This window comes from Anaerobacillus sp. 63XJN7_5_ISO-PGPR-S23-430 (genome assembly GCF_056173695.1).
Map to the genome: position 1 here is coordinate 2,656,709 of NZ_CM149686.1, position 19,542 is coordinate 2,676,250.

Annotated in this window: 24 protein-coding genes; all 24 read right to left on the reverse strand. The window is 40.1% G+C overall.

Annotated features, from left to right (window positions below):
• Positions 1 to 2: 2 nt before the first annotated feature.
• The 24 genes from dxs to aroQ all read right to left on the reverse strand — a co-directional run bounded on the left by dxs (position 3) and on the right by aroQ (position 19,476).
• A complete protein-coding gene (gene dxs / locus AC0VYJ_RS13995) occupies positions 3 to 1,895 on the reverse strand; it encodes a 1-deoxy-D-xylulose-5-phosphate synthase (RefSeq protein WP_475365463.1) in 1,893 nt (630 codons plus the stop codon).
• Positions 1,896 to 1,913: 18 nt separating this feature from the next.
• Positions 1,914 to 2,522 (reverse strand): CNNM metal transporter family protein, encoded by a 609-nt coding sequence (locus AC0VYJ_RS14000; protein ID WP_194222104.1) that lies wholly within the window; start codon positions 2,520 to 2,522, stop codon positions 1,914 to 1,916.
• A gap of 768 nt (positions 2,523 to 3,290) precedes the next feature.
• Positions 3,291 to 4,172 carry a polyprenyl synthetase family protein gene (locus tag AC0VYJ_RS14005; RefSeq protein WP_242057410.1) on the reverse strand — a complete coding sequence of 294 codons (882 nt, stop codon included), beginning with the start codon at positions 4,170 to 4,172 and terminating at the stop codon, positions 3,291 to 3,293.
• Entirely contained in the window at positions 4,169 to 4,405 is a 237-nt protein-coding gene (locus tag AC0VYJ_RS14010; protein ID WP_194222105.1) for an exodeoxyribonuclease VII small subunit, read from the reverse strand. Before AC0VYJ_RS14010 ends, AC0VYJ_RS14005 begins: the two co-directional genes overlap by 4 nt.
• On the reverse strand, positions 4,392 to 5,750 hold the full coding sequence (xseA, locus tag AC0VYJ_RS14015; RefSeq protein WP_194222106.1) for an exodeoxyribonuclease VII large subunit: 1,359 nt from the start codon (positions 5,748 to 5,750) through the stop codon (positions 4,392 to 4,394). The genes AC0VYJ_RS14010 and xseA overlap by 14 nt, the downstream gene beginning before the upstream one ends.
• 21 nt (positions 5,751 to 5,771) lie before the next feature.
• The gene (gene nusB, locus AC0VYJ_RS14020) at positions 5,772 to 6,158 is read right to left on the reverse strand and encodes a transcription antitermination factor NusB (protein ID WP_404681630.1); all 387 of its coding nucleotides are present in this window, start codon (positions 6,156 to 6,158) and stop codon (positions 5,772 to 5,774) included.
• A gap of 127 nt (positions 6,159 to 6,285) precedes the next feature.
• Positions 6,286 to 6,681 (reverse strand): Asp23/Gls24 family envelope stress response protein, encoded by a 396-nt coding sequence (locus AC0VYJ_RS14025; protein WP_194222108.1) that lies wholly within the window; start codon positions 6,679 to 6,681, stop codon positions 6,286 to 6,288.
• 10 nt (positions 6,682 to 6,691) lie between these two features.
• Positions 6,692 to 8,059: an acetyl-CoA carboxylase biotin carboxylase subunit gene (gene accC, locus AC0VYJ_RS14030; protein ID WP_194222109.1), complete on the reverse strand. Its 1,368-nt coding sequence runs from the start codon at positions 8,057 to 8,059 to the stop codon at positions 6,692 to 6,694.
• An 11-nt stretch (positions 8,060 to 8,070) separates the two neighbouring features.
• Positions 8,071 to 8,559 (reverse strand): acetyl-CoA carboxylase biotin carboxyl carrier protein, encoded by a 489-nt coding sequence (gene accB, locus AC0VYJ_RS14035; RefSeq protein WP_475365464.1) that lies wholly within the window; start codon positions 8,557 to 8,559, stop codon positions 8,071 to 8,073.
• Positions 8,560 to 9,001: 442 nt separating this feature from the next.
• Positions 9,002 to 9,565, reverse strand: coding sequence for a SpoIIIAH-like family protein (locus tag AC0VYJ_RS14040; RefSeq protein WP_194222111.1), 564 nt, complete (start codon positions 9,563 to 9,565; stop codon positions 9,002 to 9,004).
• The gene (gene spoIIIAG, locus AC0VYJ_RS14045) at positions 9,566 to 10,204 is read right to left on the reverse strand and encodes a stage III sporulation protein AG (protein ID WP_194222112.1); all 639 of its coding nucleotides are present in this window, start codon (positions 10,202 to 10,204) and stop codon (positions 9,566 to 9,568) included.
• Positions 10,205 to 10,209: 5 nt separating this feature from the next.
• Entirely contained in the window at positions 10,210 to 10,815 is a 606-nt protein-coding gene (gene spoIIIAF / locus AC0VYJ_RS14050; protein ID WP_283154001.1) for a stage III sporulation protein AF, read from the reverse strand.
• A gap of 10 nt (positions 10,816 to 10,825) precedes the next feature.
• Positions 10,826 to 12,016: a stage III sporulation protein AE gene (gene spoIIIAE / locus AC0VYJ_RS14055; protein ID WP_408962615.1), complete on the reverse strand. Its 1,191-nt coding sequence runs from the start codon at positions 12,014 to 12,016 to the stop codon at positions 10,826 to 10,828.
• Positions 12,017 to 12,031: 15 nt separating this feature from the next.
• The gene (gene spoIIIAD / locus AC0VYJ_RS14060; protein ID WP_194222342.1) at positions 12,032 to 12,421 is read right to left on the reverse strand and encodes a stage III sporulation protein AD; all 390 of its coding nucleotides are present in this window, start codon (positions 12,419 to 12,421) and stop codon (positions 12,032 to 12,034) included.
• Between the two features lie 12 nt (positions 12,422 to 12,433).
• Positions 12,434 to 12,640 carry a stage III sporulation protein AC gene (gene spoIIIAC, locus AC0VYJ_RS14065; protein ID WP_048308951.1) on the reverse strand — a complete coding sequence of 69 codons (207 nt, stop codon included), beginning with the start codon at positions 12,638 to 12,640 and terminating at the stop codon, positions 12,434 to 12,436.
• A gap of 19 nt (positions 12,641 to 12,659) precedes the next feature.
• Positions 12,660 to 13,172, reverse strand: a complete 513-nt coding sequence (gene spoIIIAB / locus AC0VYJ_RS14070; protein ID WP_194222114.1) for a stage III sporulation protein SpoIIIAB — start codon at positions 13,170 to 13,172, stop codon at positions 12,660 to 12,662.
• 1 nt (position 13,173) lies between these two features.
• Complete coding sequence (spoIIIAA, locus tag AC0VYJ_RS14075) at positions 13,174 to 14,109, reverse strand: stage III sporulation protein AA (RefSeq protein WP_430244698.1); 936 nt, start codon at positions 14,107 to 14,109, stop codon at positions 13,174 to 13,176.
• Between the two features lie 76 nt (positions 14,110 to 14,185).
• On the reverse strand, positions 14,186 to 14,446 hold the full coding sequence (locus AC0VYJ_RS14080) for a DUF2619 domain-containing protein (protein ID WP_475365465.1): 261 nt from the start codon (positions 14,444 to 14,446) through the stop codon (positions 14,186 to 14,188).
• Positions 14,447 to 14,652: 206 nt separating this feature from the next.
• The gene (locus AC0VYJ_RS14085; protein ID WP_430244701.1) at positions 14,653 to 15,312 is read right to left on the reverse strand and encodes a TetR/AcrR family transcriptional regulator; all 660 of its coding nucleotides are present in this window, start codon (positions 15,310 to 15,312) and stop codon (positions 14,653 to 14,655) included.
• 15 nt (positions 15,313 to 15,327) lie between these two features.
• On the reverse strand, positions 15,328 to 16,341 hold the full coding sequence (locus tag AC0VYJ_RS14090) for an ABC transporter permease (protein ID WP_475365466.1): 1,014 nt from the start codon (positions 16,339 to 16,341) through the stop codon (positions 15,328 to 15,330).
• On the reverse strand, positions 16,338 to 17,060 hold the full coding sequence (locus tag AC0VYJ_RS14095; protein ID WP_194222119.1) for an ABC transporter ATP-binding protein: 723 nt from the start codon (positions 17,058 to 17,060) through the stop codon (positions 16,338 to 16,340). The genes AC0VYJ_RS14090 and AC0VYJ_RS14095 overlap by 4 nt, the downstream gene beginning before the upstream one ends.
• 125 nt (positions 17,061 to 17,185) lie before the next feature.
• Positions 17,186 to 17,743, reverse strand: coding sequence for an elongation factor P (efp, locus tag AC0VYJ_RS14100; RefSeq protein WP_194222120.1), 558 nt, complete (start codon positions 17,741 to 17,743; stop codon positions 17,186 to 17,188).
• 19 nt (positions 17,744 to 17,762) lie between these two features.
• Positions 17,763 to 18,830 (reverse strand): M24 family metallopeptidase, encoded by a 1,068-nt coding sequence (locus AC0VYJ_RS14105; protein WP_194222121.1) that lies wholly within the window; start codon positions 18,828 to 18,830, stop codon positions 17,763 to 17,765.
• Between the two features lie 226 nt (positions 18,831 to 19,056).
• Positions 19,057 to 19,476, reverse strand: a complete 420-nt coding sequence (aroQ, locus tag AC0VYJ_RS14110; protein WP_194222122.1) for a type II 3-dehydroquinate dehydratase — start codon at positions 19,474 to 19,476, stop codon at positions 19,057 to 19,059.
• Between the last annotated feature and the right edge of the window lie 66 nt (positions 19,477 to 19,542).

Genomic DNA, 19,542 nt, shown 5'->3' on the forward strand with positions numbered 1-19,542 from the left:
TTTTATGCCCTCTTTTGTTTTGCTGGAATTATTTTCTTTGCTTTCGCAACAATATCATCTGGAGTTAAGCCGATTTCTTTTAATAGTTCATTGACACTGCCGTGTTCAATATATGCATCTGGTATGCCCATTCTTTGAATTGTACCGTGTTGATAACCGCTGTCGTTCACATACTCAAGTACAGCACTACCAAATCCACCTTGAAGAATCGCTTCCTCCACTGTTAACATCGGAATTCCTTCTTGCATAAGTTCAGCCATCATTTTCTCATCAAGAGGCTTAATAAAACGAGCATTAATTACTCGAGCTGAGATGCCTTCTTGTTCAAGTTTCTCTGCAGCTTTCAAAAGGTCTTGAAGCGTAGGACCAAAAGAAAGGAGTGCGACATCTGTTCCTTCGCGAATGACTTCCCAAGTGCCAATTGGAATTTCTTTTAAGTCTTCATCCATCTTCGCACCGATGCCATTTCCTCGCGGATACCGAACTGCAATCGGGCCTTGATTATACTTCATTCCAGTATTCACCATATGTTGCAATTCATTCTCATCTTTAGCCATCATTAAGACCATGTTCGGTAAATGACGAAGGAACGAGATATCGAATACTCCCTGATGTGTTTCCCCGTCTGCTCCTACAAGACCAGAACGATCAACTGCAAGAAATACGTTTAGGTTCTGCCTGCACACGTCGTGGACAAGCTGATCATAGGCTCTTTGGAGAAACGTGGAGTAGATAGATAAGACAGGCTTTAGGTTTTGTGTTGCAAGTCCTGCTGCCATCGTTGTAGCATGCTGTTCTGCAATTCCTACATCAAAAAGTCTTTCTGGAAATTGCTTTTCGAACGCTTCCCATTTTGAACCAACTGTCATAGCTGGCGTAATAACAGAAATGCGATCATCTTTTTCAGCGAGCTTCCGTACTGTTTCACTTACTACCTTGCTGTAGCCTGGGGCAGCAACTTTCGGTTTAATCTGTTCACCAGCTTCGATTTTATAAGGACTCACACCGTGCCATACACCGATTTGATCGCTTTCAGCCGGTTGATAACCTTTTCCTTTTTTTGTTAACACGTGGATAAGGACAGGCCCTTTTGTTTTCTTAGCGTACTTAATATTCTCCATTAGAGCTTCAACGTCATGCCCATCTACTGGTCCAAGGTAGGTAAATCCAAGTTCTTCAAAGAAAATACCAGACACCAATAGATATTTCAGAGCATCTTTAACACGCTCAGCAGTCGAAGCAAGCGCACCACCGAAAGCAGGGATTTTCTTAAGCAAATATTCAAGCTCTTCTTTCGCTTTATGATATTTACCTGCTGTACGAAGTTTTCCTAGAATATTATGAAGTGCTCCAACGTTAGGAGCAATCGACATTTCGTTATCATTTAAAATCACTAGCATATCTTTCTGCTCATGACCAATATGGTTGAGCGCTTCTAAGGCCATTCCACCTGTTAATGCGCCATCCCCTATGATCGCGACAACACTCTCGTCGCTTCCTTTCATATCACGAGCAGCAGCCATACCCATCGCCGCAGATAATGATGTAGAACTATGACCAGTTTCCCAAACGTCATGCTCACTCTCATTTCGCTTAGGGAATCCACAAAGACCTTTGTATTTTCGCAAAGTATCAAATCTAGAAGCTCGTCCTGTCAGAATTTTATGAACGTATGCTTGGTGTCCTACATCCCAGATAAATTTATCTTTTGGACTATCATAAATTTTGTGAAGAACGATTGTCAGTTCAACCACACCAAGGTTAGGACCAAGATGTCCACCAGTTTCAGACAATTTATTAATTAAAAAACTTCTAACTTCTTCTGCAAGCTCGGTCATTTCATTGATATCATAATTTTTGAGAAACTTAGGATTCTCAATCTTTTCTAAATCCATGGGAATGTCCTCCCCTTCTTATTTCGATTTACGGTTTCCCTTTTTCTTTTTGGATTGGTTGCCTACCATTTTAATTTTAAATGTTTTTTCTACATAATATAAGAACCGACCTACTTGAAAAATGATTCCAGTAGAAAAATGGATCGCAAACGTTTTTCCGAGCGCTTTTCCTCCGACCGTCAACGCAGCTATGACGCTGGTAAATACTACTGATACTATATATTGAAACAAAGATCCATCGCTATGTCCAAGTTGAAGTGTTAATTGTACGACAACGGTTGCGGAGGCTGTACCACTTATAATACCCGAAATATCACCAATTACATCATTACAGAAGCTTGCTACGCGATCTGCGTTACGTGTAACAAAAATTGCATGCTTCGCCCCGGTTAGGCGTTCAGCAGCCATAGCGTGGAAGGGTACCTCATTTGCTGCTGTTGAAGCAACCCCAATTGTATCAAAGAAAATACCAATTAGAACGATTAATAATACTACAATCATACCAATTGCCCAAGATACACCACTTAATACAGCCGTCGATATAATTGAAAAAATAGCCGCTAACACAAGTGTGATAACGGCAATAGCTAAACTCCAGTTTATGGATTTTGATACGGAAGCTTTCATATCTACTCCTTGTCCATTATATAATCACATAAAAATAGGTATCCAGCTGGCAGGAATTCATGGGGTCAGTTCGTTTCCCCCTGTTCCCTGTCAGTTGAACACCCCTTTACTCATATGTATCGAAGAGTGGTCACTTAAAGAGTAAAGACTGCGGCTTAGGTCCAGTAGGTTTTCCCAGATAGATACCTGAACGTCGCCATTCAGGCGGTTTCCCTTTACATCTATCTTAGCGTAGTCACCATGCGCTAGACTGGATTACCACTTAGTCCGCACTATAATCCCCTTTAAGTGTCACTCGGAACAGTCTAGGAGTTTTCCTCAACAGTTCCACACATTTCCTAGCCTCTTTTGCAGAGCAGATTTCATATGGGTGGTAGGAAAAAAGCGGCCGGCCGAGCTGCAAATTTCCAATAATCCATAATCCCCTCTAGCTCCACTCAAGGCAGGCTACGCTGTTCAACTGCGTTCCCATGCAGCTGCAACAGGTTCATACCCCAATTCATAGCAGGCAGCGTTAACCGCTCTACTACAAGAATGGGCCTCCGCGGAAGCAGGGTCAACGCCCACATGCCTTTGTGGATCGCCCTGCGACCTTAACTCCCAGCATCGACCCAAGTCTGGGCGACTCAAGCCAACACCAGGAACTTCATCGATGTGCCCTATGGCGGATTTTTAGGCCCGCCTTCAGAAATGGCGAACTGACTAGAATACTGCACCACTCAATCTTAACTTATTATACCACAGGTTATGATTATGCTCAATTATATGTTAATGATCACGCTCTACAATAAACTTTGCAATCGACCTTAATCTATTTTCCTTTATGTTAGCGGCAGAAAGGTGAGATAATCCCTCATCAAAATGATGCTTTAATTTTTCTTTAGCGCCCTTTAAGGACAGAAGCTTAGGATATGTGCTTTTCTCGTTATTCTCATCACTTCCTGGTTGTTTACCAATCTTGCCTTCATCCCCTTCAACATCAAGGATATCATCACTTATTTGGAAAGATAACCCGATGTGCTCACCGAATGCTTGGAGATGTTCCCGTTGAAGTGGCGAAGCATTTCCAATAATCGCCCCTGCCATAATGGAAAACATAAGAAGCTTCCCAGTCTTATGATGATGAATATACTCAAGTTGTTCTAACGTTAATGCTTGTTTTTCACCATCCAAATCTGCCATTTGCCCACCAACCATACCCGAAGGTCCAGCAGCATGAGACAATAACTTAATAAGCTCTACTTTTTGCTCGCTCGTTAAGTTGGAGTCTGCAATAAGTTCAAAACTTTGGGTTAAAAGGGCATCACCAGCAAGAATAGCCGCCGCTTCGCCGAAAACGATGTGGTTTGTAGGTTTTCCTCGACGCAAATCATCATTGTCCATAGCCGGCAAATCATCATGAATTAGCGAATACGTATGAATCATTTCTACAGCACAGGCAATGGGAATTGCTTGATCAATCGATTCGCCAAATGCTTCTACAGTAGCAAGCATTAATATCGGGCGGATCCGCTTCCCTCCCGCATGAATCGAATACAACATCGCTTCTTTTAATGATTCTGGCATTTCAAGATGATTAATATATGAAGGCAGTTCTTGATCAAGCAGTTTTTTACACTCATTCATATAAGAGCTAAGATCTTGGATCACGCTTCATCCTCCTGCACAGAAAAACGCTTGATTTCACCGTTTTCCTCAACAATTTGATCCATTTTCCCTTCAACGGATTGCAGTTTTTCATGACAGATGTTTGATAAGTTCATCCCCTCTTGAAAGAGTGAAATAGCTTTTTCAAGAGGAACGTTTCCCTCTTCTAAGGCCCCTACGATTTGTTCTAACTTTTCCATTGCTTCTTCAAATGTGACGTTCTCATTTTTCTCCATTCGAATCACTCTCCTCTAATCCCCATACATGGCAATCAATTTTTCCATCTGTCATTTCAAGTTTAAGAACATCTCCAGGTTGGACCTGACTAACAGACTTAATGAGTTCTTCTTCTTTATATGCAAGGCTATACCCCCGCTCCATTACTTTCAATGGACTCAATGCATTCAATTTCCCAGCAGCAAGTGAGAAATCACGTTGTTTTCCAACTAAAACACGTTGCATTTCCTTATTCAAAGAATTCTTGAGCTCTACAAGCTCTTGACTCGCTTCTTTTAAAAGTTTTTGGGGGTGCTGCTTTTTTAATTGCTTATGGTTTCGATCGACTTGTTCTTTTGTATACGACAATAACCGCTTCATATTTCTCTGCAATCGCTCTACTTGCAAATCAAGCTCTTGTTCCTTTTGCTTCAATAGTTGATCTGGATAGCGAAAAGCATAAGACTTTTGGAGGTTTGACAGCCGATCTCGATCGGAGACAAGTTTTTCTTGCATTACTCTCATGAGTCTATGTACTCTTTGATCAACTCGCTCTTTCAATTCCACTACACTAGGGACTGCTAATTCAGCAGCACCAGTTGGTGTCGGCGCTCTTAAGTCAGCAACGAAATCCGCAATCGTAAAATCCGTTTCATGGCCTACCGCAGAAATAATCGGTACGTGCGACCTAGCAATACTTCTTGCGACTTCTTCTTCATTAAATGCCCATAGTTCTTCAATAGATCCACCGCCACGCCCCACAATCAGCACATCAATCATTTTCATCGCATTCGCCATCTCTATAGCTTGAACAATCGATCCCTTAGCACGATTTCCCTGCACGAGAACGGGAAAAACCGTAATTCGCGCAGCTGGATACCGTCTTTTAATTGTTGTGAAAATATCTCGAATGGCCGCTCCAGTAGGGGAAGTAATAACGCCAATTTCTGTAGGATAGCGTGGGATTTGCTGTTTGAGGTTATCAGAAAACAATCCTTCAAATTCGAGTTTTCGTTTCAACTCTTCGTAAGCTAAATACAGATTACCAATTCCATCAGGTTGCATTTCTTTTGCATATAGCTGATATTGGCCATACGGCTCAAACACAGATATTTCTCCACGGATCAGTACTTTCATTCCGCTTTCGGGTTTGAATTTCATATGCCGATTATTTCCTGCAAACATGACAGCCTGAACACGTGATTTATCATCTTTAACTGTAAAGTAAAGATGTCCTCGATTGTGAAGCTTCACATTGGATAATTCGCCACGCAACCAGACATCTTGCAGTGCAGGTTCATTATCAATCATTCGCTTAACATGTCTCGTAAGCGCCGTTACCGATATATAGCGATCCGCTTTCACAACTATCCCCTCCTACTTAAATTAGCTTTTTTGGATAATCTTAGAGAGGACACCATTCACAAAACGCCCTGATTCTTCTCCACCGAATAACTTCGCAAGTTCAACGGCTTCATTTAAACTAACGTTAACGGGTATATCATCTCTGACTACCATTTCATAAGAAGCCATGCGTAGTACTGAACGGTCAACATTTCCGATCCGATTAAATGTCCAGTTCACAAGATTTTCTTTAATGACTTCATCAATTTTTTCGAGGTTCTCAAGCGTTCCGAAGACAAGCTCAGATAGAAACTCGTCACCTTCTCCCTCATTTAAAACGTGTTGAAGAGCCTCACGTGGATCGGTGTCTGTTACATCTATTTGAAACAATACCTGGATGGCTTTTTCTCTTGCATGTCTTCTTTTCATTGCTATACTCCCTTTACGCTAATATTGCTATACCAATAAATAATAGCATACTGTAGAGGACAAATACAGGTTTTGCAATGTCCAATTGTTTTCACAAACAAAAAAGCAGGGGGACAATCCCCGCTGCTTATTCTTCGTTCTCTGGTTCTTTTTTATCAAATGTAATGCCTACAACACTCACGTTGACGGCACTGATTTCTAGAGCAGTCATTGTAAGAAGGGCCTGACGGATATTTTCCTGAACCTTCTCACATACTTCCGGAATGGATAAACCATAGCTTACCACCACATAGGCATCTAGGATGATCCCATCTTCATCAAGTTCCACCTTGACGCCTTTTCGATGATCCTTTCGCCCAAAGCGTTCTACAACACCAGAGGCGAAATTCCCTCTCATCTCTGCTACACCATCAACTTCAGAAGCTGCAATACTTCCAATGACTTCGATAACTTCAGGTGAAATCTCTACTTTTCCAAGACCAGTATCGTGCTCTTCCATTTCAAATGATTGAAGTTCATTCATTCTGAACACCTCACTTAGAATTCATTGATTGCTCTGTTAAATCATATTTCTCAAGAAACTTTGTATTGAAATCGCCGCTTACAAATTTCTCATGATTCATAAGGCGCATATGGAACGGAATAGTTGTTTTAACACCTTCAACGACAAATTCTCCTAGTGCTCGCTTCATTCTAGCGATAGCTTCTTCTCGAGTATCAGCATAAGTAATCAGCTTTGCAACCATTGAATCATAAAAAGGTAAAATATCATACCCTGGATAAACAGCTGAATCAACTCGAACTCCAAATCCACCCGGCGGCAGGTACATTTCAACCTTACCAGGGGACGGCATAAACTTTTTGTCAGGATCTTCTGCGTTGATACGGCACTCAATCGCCCATCCTTTAAACGTCACATCTTCTTGTTTGTATCGAAGTTCTTCATCAGAAGCTGCTCGGATTTGTTCCTTAATTAAGTCAATACCCGTTACCATCTCAGTCACAGGGTGCTCAACTTGAATGCGCGTATTCATTTCCATAAAATAAAAATTCCCTGTTGGCTCAAAAATAAACTCCACAGTTCCTGCACCAGAATATTGAACGGCTTGAGCAGCTCGCACTGCCGCATCTCCCATTTTCTTTCTGATTGTTGCGTCAAGAGCTGGAGAAGGGGTTTCTTCCACTAGCTTTTGTAAACGCCTTTGTATAGAACAATCACGCTCACCTAGATGGATCGCATTCCCATGATTATCTGCAAGAACCTGGATCTCTACATGTCGGAAGTCTTCAATAAACTTTTCAATGTAAACCCCAGGGTTTCCAAATGCGGTAGAGGCTTCTTGTTGCGTAATATTGATTCCTTTTACTAATTCATTCTCATCCTTAGCAATACGGATTCCTTTACCGCCACCGCCAGCAGTCGCTTTAATAATGACGGGATAACCCATTTCGTTCGCAAGAGCTACTGCTTCGTCAGCATCTTTAATAATCCCTTCAGAGCCAGGTACAATCGGAACTCCAGCTTCCTTCATTGTCGTTCTAGCAACGTCTTTCGTGCCCATGCGATTAATGGCTTCAGGGCTAGGACCAACAAACGTCACATTGCATTCTCTACAAAGCTCAGCAAAATCGGCATTTTCAGCTAGAAAACCATATCCGGGATGAATGGCGTCAACCCCTGTCACAGTAGCAATACTCATGATATTTGTAAAATTTAAATAGCTGTCTTTTGCTGCTGTGGGTCCGATACAATAAGCTTCATCAGCAAGTCTAACATGAAGCGCATCTTTATCCGCCTGGGAATATACGGCTACTGTTTCTATTCCGAGCTCTTCACAAGCTCGTATGATTCTTACTGCTATCTCTCCGCGGTTAGCTACAAGTAATTTCTTAATCTCCATCCTATCATCACCTATGCTTTCACTAAAAACAGAGGCTGTCCGTATTCAACCAGCTGACCATCTTCAACTAGCATTTCTACGATTTCTCCATTTACCTCTGCTTCTATTTCATTAAAAAGCTTCATTGCTTCAATGATGCAGACTACGCTATCTCCCGAAACTTTTTCTCCTGTTTTCACATAAAGATCTGACTCTGGATTTGGACGAGCATAGAACGTTCCCACCATTGGGGATTCTATCTTATGTAATGATTCATCCTGTTTCTCTTCTTTTGGTTCTTCAGTAGCTTGCTCTTTTGAAGAAGACGCCACTTGCTTCACTGGCTCAGGCGCCTGTTGTGCAACGGGCTGCTGAACAGGCTGCTGTACCGGTGCTTCAGCATATTGTACGTCGTTTTTCTTTAATACAATTTTAGACCCATCATTTTCGTATTCGAATTCATCAATGCTTGATTGATCAATAAGTTTGATCAATTCGCGAATTTCTTGAACTTTTAACAAGACTTCCACTCCCTGTCATCTTTTTTCAAATTTAGTATTTAGGAGGTTTTTCTGTGCAGAAGACACGCTCCAACCTATAGCAATTATAGCATAATAAAGATGTGTATTAGTATCTCCAGCATTTCATCTAACAAATCAAACCTCAGAATTAAGACCATTATATAAAAGCAGGTCCTAAGCCTATTCATCATATCATATCTTCAGTTTACTTGGTAGAAGGCATCTTTGCACACCGACCTATAATAAGGGTAACAAACCTAGAAAACGTTTTCATCTATAAAATTATTGTGTGGATTATCTATATACGCTCACTTTATAAAATTGGTATTTTATCTACTATTGTTTATTTTTCAATAACCGCTTCTTTCTGAATGAAACTCTTTTCACAATACTTTCAGAGCATAAATGGGTCAAAACAAAAAAGATGGAGTGAACTCCATCTTTACTTTGCTGCAGCCTGAAATTCAACCGCTATTCTATGGCCTTCTCCTAGTTGTTCCTCTGCTAGTACCATAATGTTGTTGGCTTCTTCATTCGAGAGTTGATCTGCTTTAACAATAACTCTTACTTTATCATCATCTAGCGTATAAACTACCGCATCGCTATAACCTTCTGACTTTATCACATTTTCCAATACAGATTCTTTTTGAGATAATGCCATCAATTCTTGACGTTGCTCATGTGCCTCATTTCTAAGGTCAGCAGATGCTTCGCTTGCAATAACTGCCGTATAGTCTTCAATCGCTGCATCTCGTTGTTCTTGAATCTCAAGTCTTATGGATGCAAATCCTTCCTCACTTGAAACACTTGAAGAAACAGCATCTCCTTCTTCTGCGTTCGTTTCTTTTGCCTCTTCTCCTTTACTTTCCTCACCACTCTGCTCTTGATCCTGATCCCCTACAAACGCTACATTATCAGTTCCAGGAGTCATAATATAATAGGCTGATAAAACAATGATTAAACTTAACATCGTTAGTAACCACACTGTTTGCTTTTTCAAAACCATTTAGGATTCCCCCTTTAATTTTTTCGGAAGCACCATGACACGGTGACTCTTGACGTCTAGCAGTCTTGTTACTGCATCCACGATCATTTTCTTTACTTCCATATTCTCTGCTCCAACTGCTACCACTACAACTCCTCGTACGACAGGCTTCTTTGTACTAACAATGATAGGCTCCTGTCCGTTGTCATTTTGAATGACGACAACTTGTTCTTCACTTGACTGTTCTTCAATCTTTCTTGAACCTCCATCATTTGGAGATTCATCCGTATATTTATCAGTAGAAGTGCTGTTCTTCTCAACGATTTTTTCTTCTGTAGAATCTAAATTCACAATAACTGTGGCATCAGAAACTCCTGCCACTTCATCTAAAGCTTCTTTCAGCTGTGTTTCGTATACATTCTCGTATTCAGCCATAGACGACGGATTGGACTTTTTTTGACTAAAGGTAGGTTCACTATCCTTCGAACCCGCCTGCTCTGAAAACACTTCCTGGACTTGTTCAGGTGACTGGAAAAAGCTTCCGGAAAACATGAAGATAACGCCAATCCCCGCAGCAATAATCAAATATAATAACGGGATTCCCTTTTTCTTTTTAGGCTTCTTCAATTGATCAAGCCAGCTAGTTGGTTTTTCATCCACGTTCCCTACTCTCCTCCTTTCACCTGAACTCCGACTTGTTTTGGATACAACTCCCACTCATCTGCAAGAAAGTATGCAACCTTACGCGAGAGAGTATCCGTTTCTTCGACCTCTTCCTCTTGAATATCAATTGATACGGATACAGCATCCACTTCCTGAACAGATTTTTCTGCTCCTGCTTCATTTACTGTTACTGCAATTTGATCAATATCCTTTTCCCCATCAAGATTCTTTAACTGAAGACTAACGCTTGTGATCTCGAGGTTAAACTGGTCCCTCAACTCCTTTTCTACCTGGCTTTTCATTTGGACAGCCATTTGTTCTTCAATATATGCAGCATTGGATGCTTGTATTTCACTTTTCTTTGATTCTATCTGATTTTCCATATTTGCATTTTGAGTTGAGTCAGTGAGCGTTACTGTTCGGAGCATGGCATCAAAGTCTTTTGTGAAAATCGTGAGTATAGGAGATAAAATAACCGCCATTAACATTAAACCTATAACCATCTTTACATAACGCTGCATATTTGAATTTGGCAACAATAGTTCTAGCACTGTTGCTAGAAGGATTAACACAATAATATTTGTAATCCATCCTGTAATAATATCCACACGACACCTCCTAACGCACCATTAACGTAATATTGCCAGATGCTATAATAATCGTTACAGCAAGAAAGAACATCAATGAAACAATAGCAAGGGCCGCAAATATGAACAAAATGCTTTTTGATATAACATTTAGGGATTGAATAATTGGACCACCGCCCAATGGTTGAATCACCGCTGCAGCAATATTATAGATTAGTACTAGTGATAATACTTTTAGCGCCGGAAAAGCGCAGATCATTAAGAGAATGACAACCCCAGCTAAGCCCACCGTGTTTTTTAATAGAACAGAGGCGCTTAACACCGTGTCGGTGGCATCTGTAAACATCCGACCAACGACTGGGATAAAGTTACCCGTTACAAATTTCGCAGCTCGTATCGTAACGCCATCCGCTACCGCAGTTGTCGCACCTTGTACTGAAATAACCCCTAAAAAAACCGCAAAGAAAACGCCAAGAGTTCCTATCGCTACATTTCGTAATAAATTAGAAAGCTGGGTAACCTTGTACTGCTCACTGATAGTACTTACAATAGCGAGGACCGCTGATAGAAAGAGCATTGGAAGTACAAACTTCTGAATAAGTAATCCACCAGTATTTACAAGAAATAAGACGATCGGATGAAAGAAAGCAACAGAAGCTACTCCACCCACAGATGCCATTAAAGCTAAAAGCAATGGAATTAATGCAAGTAAGAATCCCATCATGTTAGCTATAGCATCTTCTGTATACTGAATCGCAACATGAAAGCTATTTAGTGCCAGGATAATTAAAACCATATAAATAATGCCATACGCTACTGTACTAACTGCTTTATGTTCAAATGCATTTTGCATGTTCTGCAGAAGGATACTAAAGATTGTAAGAAGGATCAGACTCCCAAGAAGCTTTCCATGCACAAGCAGTTCATGGAAGAGAAACTTTAGTAGGCCAATAAAATACGCTTTTAAAGATATCTGCTTTTCTCCTTTAATGAATTCCATAAAGGAGCCTTTCTGACTTTCAGGTAAAAAACCCCCGTATTCTTCAATGACTTCATCCCAATAATCTTGTATTTCTTGTAAACCAAGCGTATTTAACTGCTTGTCTACAAATTGACTTGAAAGAGGCTCCTCTTCCCCTTTTGCCGCTACGGAAGATTCAAAAAACATAAGAGAAAAGCAGAGGAATAGCAGCATCAACAGCATTTTTTTCATGTGAGGCATGTCCCTCTCCCCCTCTTATGATGGTAATAATTTCAATACTGTTTCTATGATTAACGTTAAGATTGGAATTGCCATAGCAAGAATCAATAATTTACCAGCAAGTTCAATTTTCGATGCAATTGCGCCTTGACCCGCATCTCTTACAATTTGCGCACCGAATTCTGCTATATAAGCGATCCCGATAATTTTTAAAACCGTTTCCACATAAACGATTTCAACATTCGCTTTTGCTGCAAGACTCTCAAGCATACGAATAATGTGTTGAATTTCTCCTATTAAGTAGAGAAAAATTAAAGCGCCTGTGAAAACCGTAATCGTGAAGGCAAACACAGGCTTTTGCTCTTTGACCACAATAACTAGGAAGGTAGCGATTAATCCTAAGCCGACTATTTGTAAAATATCAATCGCAGTCACCCCCTACCCTTGAAAAAGGAAGACTCCTCGTATTTTCTGAAAAAGATCATCTATAATTGTAATGACCATATAAAGGACAACAATAAATCCTATTAAAGTGACCCAGTGCGCGTATTCCTCTTTTCCCATTTGCTTTAAGATTGTATGAAGCATGGCAACGATAATACCAATACCAGCTATTTGAAAAATCGTATTTACATCATGATTCATCTACGCTTCCTCCCAATGACTAAATCAAAAGTATGACAAGAAGAATACCGCCAAGTACACCAAGGCTTTTAAACATTCTTTCATATTTCATCTGATTATCTCTCGCTTCACTTTCTTCTCTCTCTAAGTGAATTAATGCCAGCTTCAGTTGCTTTTGCTCATGTTCTCGATCATGCTGACCAATGGTAGCGCCTAATTGCTTCATCACTTCTTTTTCCTCATTTTTAAAGGCAGTGTATTTCCAAACTTCCTCCATACTTTCAATCCATGCTTCATACGCAGTAGCATGGCCTGCCTCAAGCTTCCTCCTAAATGAATCAAAAAACCACGATACAGGATGACCAACCTGTCTACATATATGACTACAAGCAACGCTTAAAGGTGTCATTCCGTAAACAATCTCTGCTTCTAGTGACTGTAATGCCGCCTTCAACTGACGTAATTGGCGTGACCGTTCACTAACTGTCCTGGACCATTCCACACCTGCCCATGTGCTTGCCATAATGATGAGCACTGCACCTAGTAACTTCATGCTAGATCACCTTTTTACGTCGAATTTCCTTACCGGTTTTATCTTTAATCGCACTAATTGTTCCTGGACCATCTTCTCGCGACAGTTCGACGATACGATCAAAGCACCCCGACTTTAATAACCCCTGCATACTTGGCCTACGGTTTAAATCATCCAATTTCGTCCCATGGACTGTCACTACGAGGTTAATCCCAGCATTTATTGCTTCGATAATCGCTTCACTGTCTTCTTTTCGTCCAATTTCATCTACAATAAGTATTTCTGGACTCATGGAGCGAATCATCATCATCATTCCTTCCGCTTTTGGACAAGCGTCGAGTACATCAACACGATCTCCCAGTCGATGTTGAGGGATCCCCTGTACACATCCAGCTATTTCTGATCGCTCATCGACAACGCCTACCTTTGCTGATGGAATCCTTCTTAATTCATCACCTTCAGCCATAAGTCGAGTTAAATCACGAAGCATTGTCGTTTTACCAGACTGAGGGGGCCCTAATATAATCGTATTCATCCATCTCCCAGCATATAGATATGATACTAGTGGTATAGCTATTCCAAGCTTTTGCTTCGCAATTCTCACATTAAATGAAGCAATATCTCTAATGGCTTTGACATGTCCATTTAGTGTAATAACCTTCCCTGCGAGGCCTACACGATGCCCTCCCTCAATCGTTACAAAACCTTTTTTAAGTTCTTCTTCCAGAGCGTAGAGAGAGTAGTGACTTAGCTTATTTATCATTTGTAGACCATCTTCTTTTGAAATAAAATAGCCATGGCCATTTAAGAGAGGAAAATCCGGCTTCCCGTTAATCATGATCTCAAGTGGACGGTTAATACGCATTCGAATTTCTTCAATCGTCGATCTTTCAACAATTGAATACTGATTCAAGATTTTTTGTACATTTTCCGGAAGCACGCGAAGAACTTCTTCCAAGAATGTCCCCCCTCTCTAAGCTTGTTTCTCCCTACACTACTATTCCTGTCTTGCTTAAATTATGTCTCTACTAAATCTATGAAAGGGTTCCAATTAAAATAAAAGCAACCCCTATCATGATAAAAATAATTTTCATAATTGATAGATCACCTGCTAGACCAATCAACCCCACTGACATGGTAACTACTAAAATAATTGGACCAACTATAGCGAGAATGGCATTAATCATCATGGCTATTCTTAGATCCTGAATAAAAAGAATGAGAATCGCTGCTGTAAGCTCGATCACACCAGAAAGTATTCGAAGCACTCCCATGACAAGAACGGAATGAATCATCTCTAGCCTCCCACAAATTGTTTGTACAACTTATGATGAATTTATGATTTTCAGAAGAAATTCGTAAATCATATAACTCATTTCATTATTGAGAAATCAGCTTCATAAAACACCGGAAGCAAATAGTTTGTTAGCTAAATTGTTACATTTAAAATATTGAACTTATTGGAGGAAAACAAAAAAACCACCCAGCGAAGGCTGGATGGTCATTTTGCTTTTAAACCATTTAATATAAATTGAACTGTCAGTTCGATCTCCTGCTCATCATCCCACTCACTCTCCGGCACCATAATGTATCGTGCAAGAAAAAAACCGAGAACGGCTGTTATCGAAAGTCTGATCGCTGAGGAAGGCGGAATTTGGATTAATTCGCCTTTCTGTTGGAAGTGGAGAATCACTTTTTCAAACCGATCAAACAAATCCTTCGCTACATGCTCGATAAATTGAGTACGAAGTTCCTCATGAAAAGGAATCTCCTGCATCAAAATCTTAACAATTGGTAAGTGCTTGTGTATGAACACCTGTCTATTTTTTACAACAGCTCTCAAAAAATCCTCATAGTGCTCATAGTTTGGTTTTAATACTTTGTCTAAATCTTTCACGATGAAAGGGGCGACCAGATGGCTCATAACAGGTGTAACAATAGCAAGCAGCAAGTCTTTCTTCGTATTATAATGGCGAAATATTGTTCCTTCCGCTACGCCTGCACGTCTCGCAATTTGACTTGTTGAGGAAGCGGAGAATCCTTTTTCCTGGAACATTTCAACTGCCGCTTTAACGATGCGTTTTTGTTTCTCAGTTAAATCTCCGGACTCGCTTACCTCTTCATCAAATAGCCATTCCATGCTGTCTTCTATCTTTTTCATAAGCTCCCCCTGACTCTAAATGCGTCGGTGTTTTTTTAGTGCGTATATATTTAAAATCATAAAAGCGATTGAGAATCCAAATAAAATAAGTAAATCAATCCATATTTCTGTTATTCCCTGTCCTTTAATCATAACATTTCTAAGAGCTTCAGCTCCATAATACAAAGGAGTTAACGGACCAATCCAGCTTAAATAATTTGAAATCGTATCAAGATTAAATAACCCAGAAAAAAAGAGTTGCGGTACAACAACAAGTGGTATAAACTGAATCATTTGTAATTCATTCTTTGCAAATGATGAAAGTAAAGTTCCTAAAGTTAGGGCACTTAATGCTAGCATGAGTGTTATAAGTAGTACATAAAAGAAAGCGCCTTCCATTTTTAAATCAATCACATAAATACTATATAGGGCAATGATCGCTGATTGAAACATAGTAAATAATCCAAAGCCGATCACGTATCCAATTACAAGTTCCCACCTTTTAATAGGACTAGCTAAAACTCGTTCGAGCGTCCCCTGGGTTCTCTCTCTCAAGAAAGAAACTCCAGCAATTAAAAACACAAAAAAGAAAATAAAGAAACCAACTAGTACAGGACCAAAGTGATCAAATGAAGTCATGTCACTCGAGCCAAAAAGATAAGATACATCTAAATCCACTTCTTCGTTGTTTACCATAGAATTACTTCTAACAAGATTAATTACTGCTTGATTAATGGAGGGATCACTGCCCTCTAGATGTAGTTTCTTTTCCCCATTGCTGAAGTCAATGACTGCATCATAATCTTCTTTCAGTAGTGACTCAATGGTATCTTTTGACGTAACTTTTTTAACAATAGCATGCTCTTCTATTCTTTCGACGAGTTGCTCAGGTATATTTAGTGTGCCCACTTTCAACTCCAGGTCTTCCCCGTTAAACACTAGCGATAACATGGTTAAAATGATAATTGGTGCCACAATCATTAGGCCCATCGTTCGCTTATCATGAATGAACTGCCTCAATATACGTTTTACAACGGCTGTAATTCTCATTCCTTAACACCCCCATATGAAAGAAAAGCTTGCTCAATTGTCGTCGAATCTGTTTGCTTTTTCAATTCTTCTGGGGTTCCAACAGCAATCAACCGACCATCTCGAATCATCCCAAGCCTTGAACATCTATCAGCTTCATCCATTACATGAGTCGTAACGAGAATAAGCACGCCCTTTTGTCTCAGATTTTCAAACGTATCCCATATCTTTTGTCGCAAGGACGGATCTATGCCAACAGTCGGTTCATCAAGCAACAGAACTTCAGGGTCGTGCAATAAAGCGATAGCAAGTGATAAGCGACGCTTCATTCCTCCTGAGAAGTCTTCCACTCTTTTCTGAAGTTCTTTTTCTAAATCTACTAGCCTCATAGCAGATAAGATACGATCTTTTCGATCACGACGACTCACACCGCTAAGCGTTGCAAAGAATTCTAAATTCTCATAAGCGGATAGTTCACCATACAAAGCATCCGCTTGTGCCATATAGCCGATCCGCTTCATTATCTTTAAATCAGGCATTCGTTCACCTAATACTGTTACCTTTCCTTCTGAAGCCTCTTCAATACCACAGAGCAGTTTGACAAATGTCGTTTTTCCAGATCCTGATGGTCCTAGCAGACCGAAGATCTCACCTTCCTTAAGTGAAATGCTAATATTATCTAAGATCGTAGTCGTGCCAAATCGTTTTGTAACACTTGCTTGGATAGCATCTTTTTGCATATGATCCCTCCTAAAATGAGTGATTACTCACTTTATTATACCATCCATCCCTTTGTTGTAAAGTGAGTAATCACTCATTTTTATTTTTAAAAAAAAACCGCTCAAACAGAGCGGTTTAAAAATGTTTATCCTCTTGATACATACTCCCCTTTAGAAGTATCGATAATTAAAACATCTCCCTGATTAACGAAGAAAGGCACTTGAACAGTTAAACCTGTTTCAACAGTTGCAGGCTTAGTTCCACCGGAAGCTGTGTCCCCTTTAATACCAGGCTCAGTTTCAGTAACAACGAGTTCCACCGTATTCGGCAATTCAACTCCGATCGTTTCTTCACCATAAGTACGAATTGAAATTTCCATGTTTTCTTTTAGAAATTTAAGTTCATAACTAATTTGCTCTGCAGGAAGTTCAACTTGCTCATAAGTAGTAGTATCCATAAACGTATGCATGTCGGCACTTGCATAAAGATACTGCATTTTACGATTTTCAATATGAGCTTTTGCTACTTTTTCTCCTGCTCGGAAGGTTTTCTCTTGAATTCCACCAGTACGAAGGTTACGTAGCTTCGTTCTTACGAAAGCTGCTCCCTTACCAGGCTTCACATGCTGGAAGTCCATTACCGTCCAGATGCCATTATCCACTTCAATTGTAAGTCCAGTTTTTAAATCGTTAACAGAAATCATTAATAGTCCCTCACTTTCATTATTCGCCGAGGATCAGCAATTCCTTAGTAGAATGAGATAACGTCTCATTGCCAGTTTCAGTAATTACTGTATCATCTTCAATTCTTACTCCGCCTTTACCAGATAGGTAAATACCTGGTTCAACGGTTACTACCATACCTGGCTCTAATACTGTATCAGATTTGGTTGAAAGACTAGGTCCCTCATGTACTTCAAGACCAACCCCATGGCCTAGTGAGTGCCCAAAGTATTCTCCAAAGCCTTTAGAAGTAATTAAGTCACGTGATAGAGCATCTGCTTCTTTCCCGCTCATTCCAGGCTTAATTTGTTCCATCGCCTTTAATTGAGCTTCTAGGACAGTATGATAAACACCTTTAAGCTCTTCTCCAGGATCCCCAACAGCCACAGTACGTGTAATATCAGAACAGTACCCTTTATAATAAGCACCAAAATCAAGTGTTATCAGTTCGTTCTTTCCAATGATTTTATCACTTGCGACGCCGTGCGGAAGAGCTGAACGTATACCCGACGCAACTATAATATCAAATGAAGACGAGGTTGCGCCATTTTTTCTCATGAAAAACTCTAGTTCATTAGAAACGTCCAATTCAGTTAGACCCGTACGAATGTATGATGTAATATGTTGGAAAGCAGCGTCTGCTATTTCGGTTGCTTCTTTAAGAACCTTTAATTCACTCGAATCTTTAATCATACGATGTTTCTCAAGAATACCATTAATCGGTACAAGTGTACCGTCTACTTTATTCTCATATGCTTTAAAAACTTGATATGTAACCTGCGTTTCTTCAAAGCCAAGTTTTTTAACTCCTAGTTCATTCGCAAGCTTTGCTACTTCTCCAACAATCGGGCCTTTATGCTGCACAATATCAAACCCTTGTGCTTGCTCTCGTGCCTGATCCATATAGCGGAAATCTGTTACAAACTTCGCTTCTTTCTCAGTAATGAGAACAACACCTGAGCTACCTGTAAACTGGGAAATATATCTACGATTGCTTGCTGAAGTAATTAACATCGCATCTATATCATACTCTGTAAATGACTGACGTAGTTTCTCAATACGTTCCACTGTTTCGTCCCCCTTTAAAATGATGGCTATGTTAATGAACGTTGTTTATTATTGGCTCATATACGCTCTGTGACGACCAACCGTCTGAACAAATTTATTTGCTCGAAGCGATTGATCGTCACAGAGCGACCTTTCAATAGAGCTGAAAGGCAAGTGAAATGAAGATTTCACTCGAGTGAGCCAAAAATCGAGAATCAACAGTATAAGCTAACATAGCTAACTAAAATTATAGAAATGACCGCAATGCCAGTTCGTACCCATTCAAACCAAATCCTACCACTTGCCCTTCCGTTACTGGTGAAATAACAGATGTATGGCGAAAAGGTTCTCGCTTATGTACATTCGAGATGTGTACTTCCACAACCGGTACAGGAACACTTGCGATAGCATCTCGTATGGCGTAACTATAGTGAGTAAAAGCACCAGGATTTAAAATGATACCTGAAGCACTTTCTGCTTCGTGAATCCAGTCAATGATATCTCCCTCATGGTTTGATTGACGAAAAACAACAGCAGCGTCATTCTCACTAGCAAATTGTGTTAACCGTTGTTCAAGCGTCTCTAACGTGTCATTACCATAGATGCCGGGTTCACGCTTGCCAAGTCGATTTAAGTTAGGTCCATTTATTACGTAGAATGTTTTCATCCCGGTCTCCTTCATCACGATCTGACTTCTATATTAAATAGAAAAAAAAGAGAATGTTCCATGAAC

What these genes read in the sequence shown, in the direction of transcription:
- dxs (WP_475365463.1), bottom strand. Translation starts at nt 1,895, where the DNA reads ATGGATTTAGAAAAGATTGAGAATCCTAAGTTTCTCAAAAATTATGAT.
- AC0VYJ_RS14000 (WP_194222104.1), bottom strand. Translation starts at nt 2,522, where the DNA reads ATGAAAGCTTCCGTATCAAAATCCATAAACTGGAGTTTAGCTATTGCC.
- AC0VYJ_RS14010 (WP_194222105.1), bottom strand. Translation starts at nt 4,405, where the DNA reads ATGGAGAAAAATGAGAACGTCACATTTGAAGAAGCAATGGAAAAGTTA.
- nusB (WP_404681630.1), bottom strand. Translation starts at nt 6,158, where the DNA reads ATGAAAAGAAGACATGCAAGAGAAAAAGCCATCCAGGTATTGTTTCAA.
- AC0VYJ_RS14025 (WP_194222108.1), bottom strand. Translation starts at nt 6,681, where the DNA reads ATGAATGAACTTCAATCATTTGAAATGGAAGAGCACGATACTGGTCTT.
- accC (WP_194222109.1), bottom strand. Translation starts at nt 8,059, where the DNA reads ATGGAGATTAAGAAATTACTTGTAGCTAACCGCGGAGAGATAGCAGTA.
- AC0VYJ_RS14040 (WP_194222111.1), bottom strand. Translation starts at nt 9,565, where the DNA reads ATGGTTTTGAAAAAGCAAACAGTGTGGTTACTAACGATGTTAAGTTTA.
- spoIIIAE (WP_408962615.1), bottom strand. Translation starts at nt 12,016, where the DNA reads ATGCCTCACATGAAAAAAATGCTGTTGATGCTGCTATTCCTCTGCTTT.
- spoIIIAC (WP_048308951.1), bottom strand. Translation starts at nt 12,640, where the DNA reads ATGAATCATGATGTAAATACGATTTTTCAAATAGCTGGTATTGGTATT.
- spoIIIAB (WP_194222114.1), bottom strand. Translation starts at nt 13,172, where the DNA reads ATGAAGTTACTAGGTGCAGTGCTCATCATTATGGCAAGCACATGGGCA.
- AC0VYJ_RS14080 (WP_475365465.1), bottom strand. Translation starts at nt 14,446, where the DNA reads ATGATTCATTCCGTTCTTGTCATGGGAGTGCTTCGAATACTTTCTGGT.
- AC0VYJ_RS14085 (WP_430244701.1), bottom strand. Translation starts at nt 15,312, where the DNA reads ATGAAAAAGATAGAAGACAGCATGGAATGGCTATTTGATGAAGAGGTA.
- AC0VYJ_RS14090 (WP_475365466.1), bottom strand. Translation starts at nt 16,341, where the DNA reads ATGAGAATTACAGCCGTTGTAAAACGTATATTGAGGCAGTTCATTCAT.
- AC0VYJ_RS14095 (WP_194222119.1), bottom strand. Translation starts at nt 17,060, where the DNA reads ATGCAAAAAGATGCTATCCAAGCAAGTGTTACAAAACGATTTGGCACG.
- efp (WP_194222120.1), bottom strand. Translation starts at nt 17,743, where the DNA reads ATGATTTCTGTTAACGATTTAAAAACTGGACTTACAATTGAAGTGGAT.
- aroQ (WP_194222122.1), bottom strand. Translation starts at nt 19,476, where the DNA reads ATGAAAACATTCTACGTAATAAATGGACCTAACTTAAATCGACTTGGC.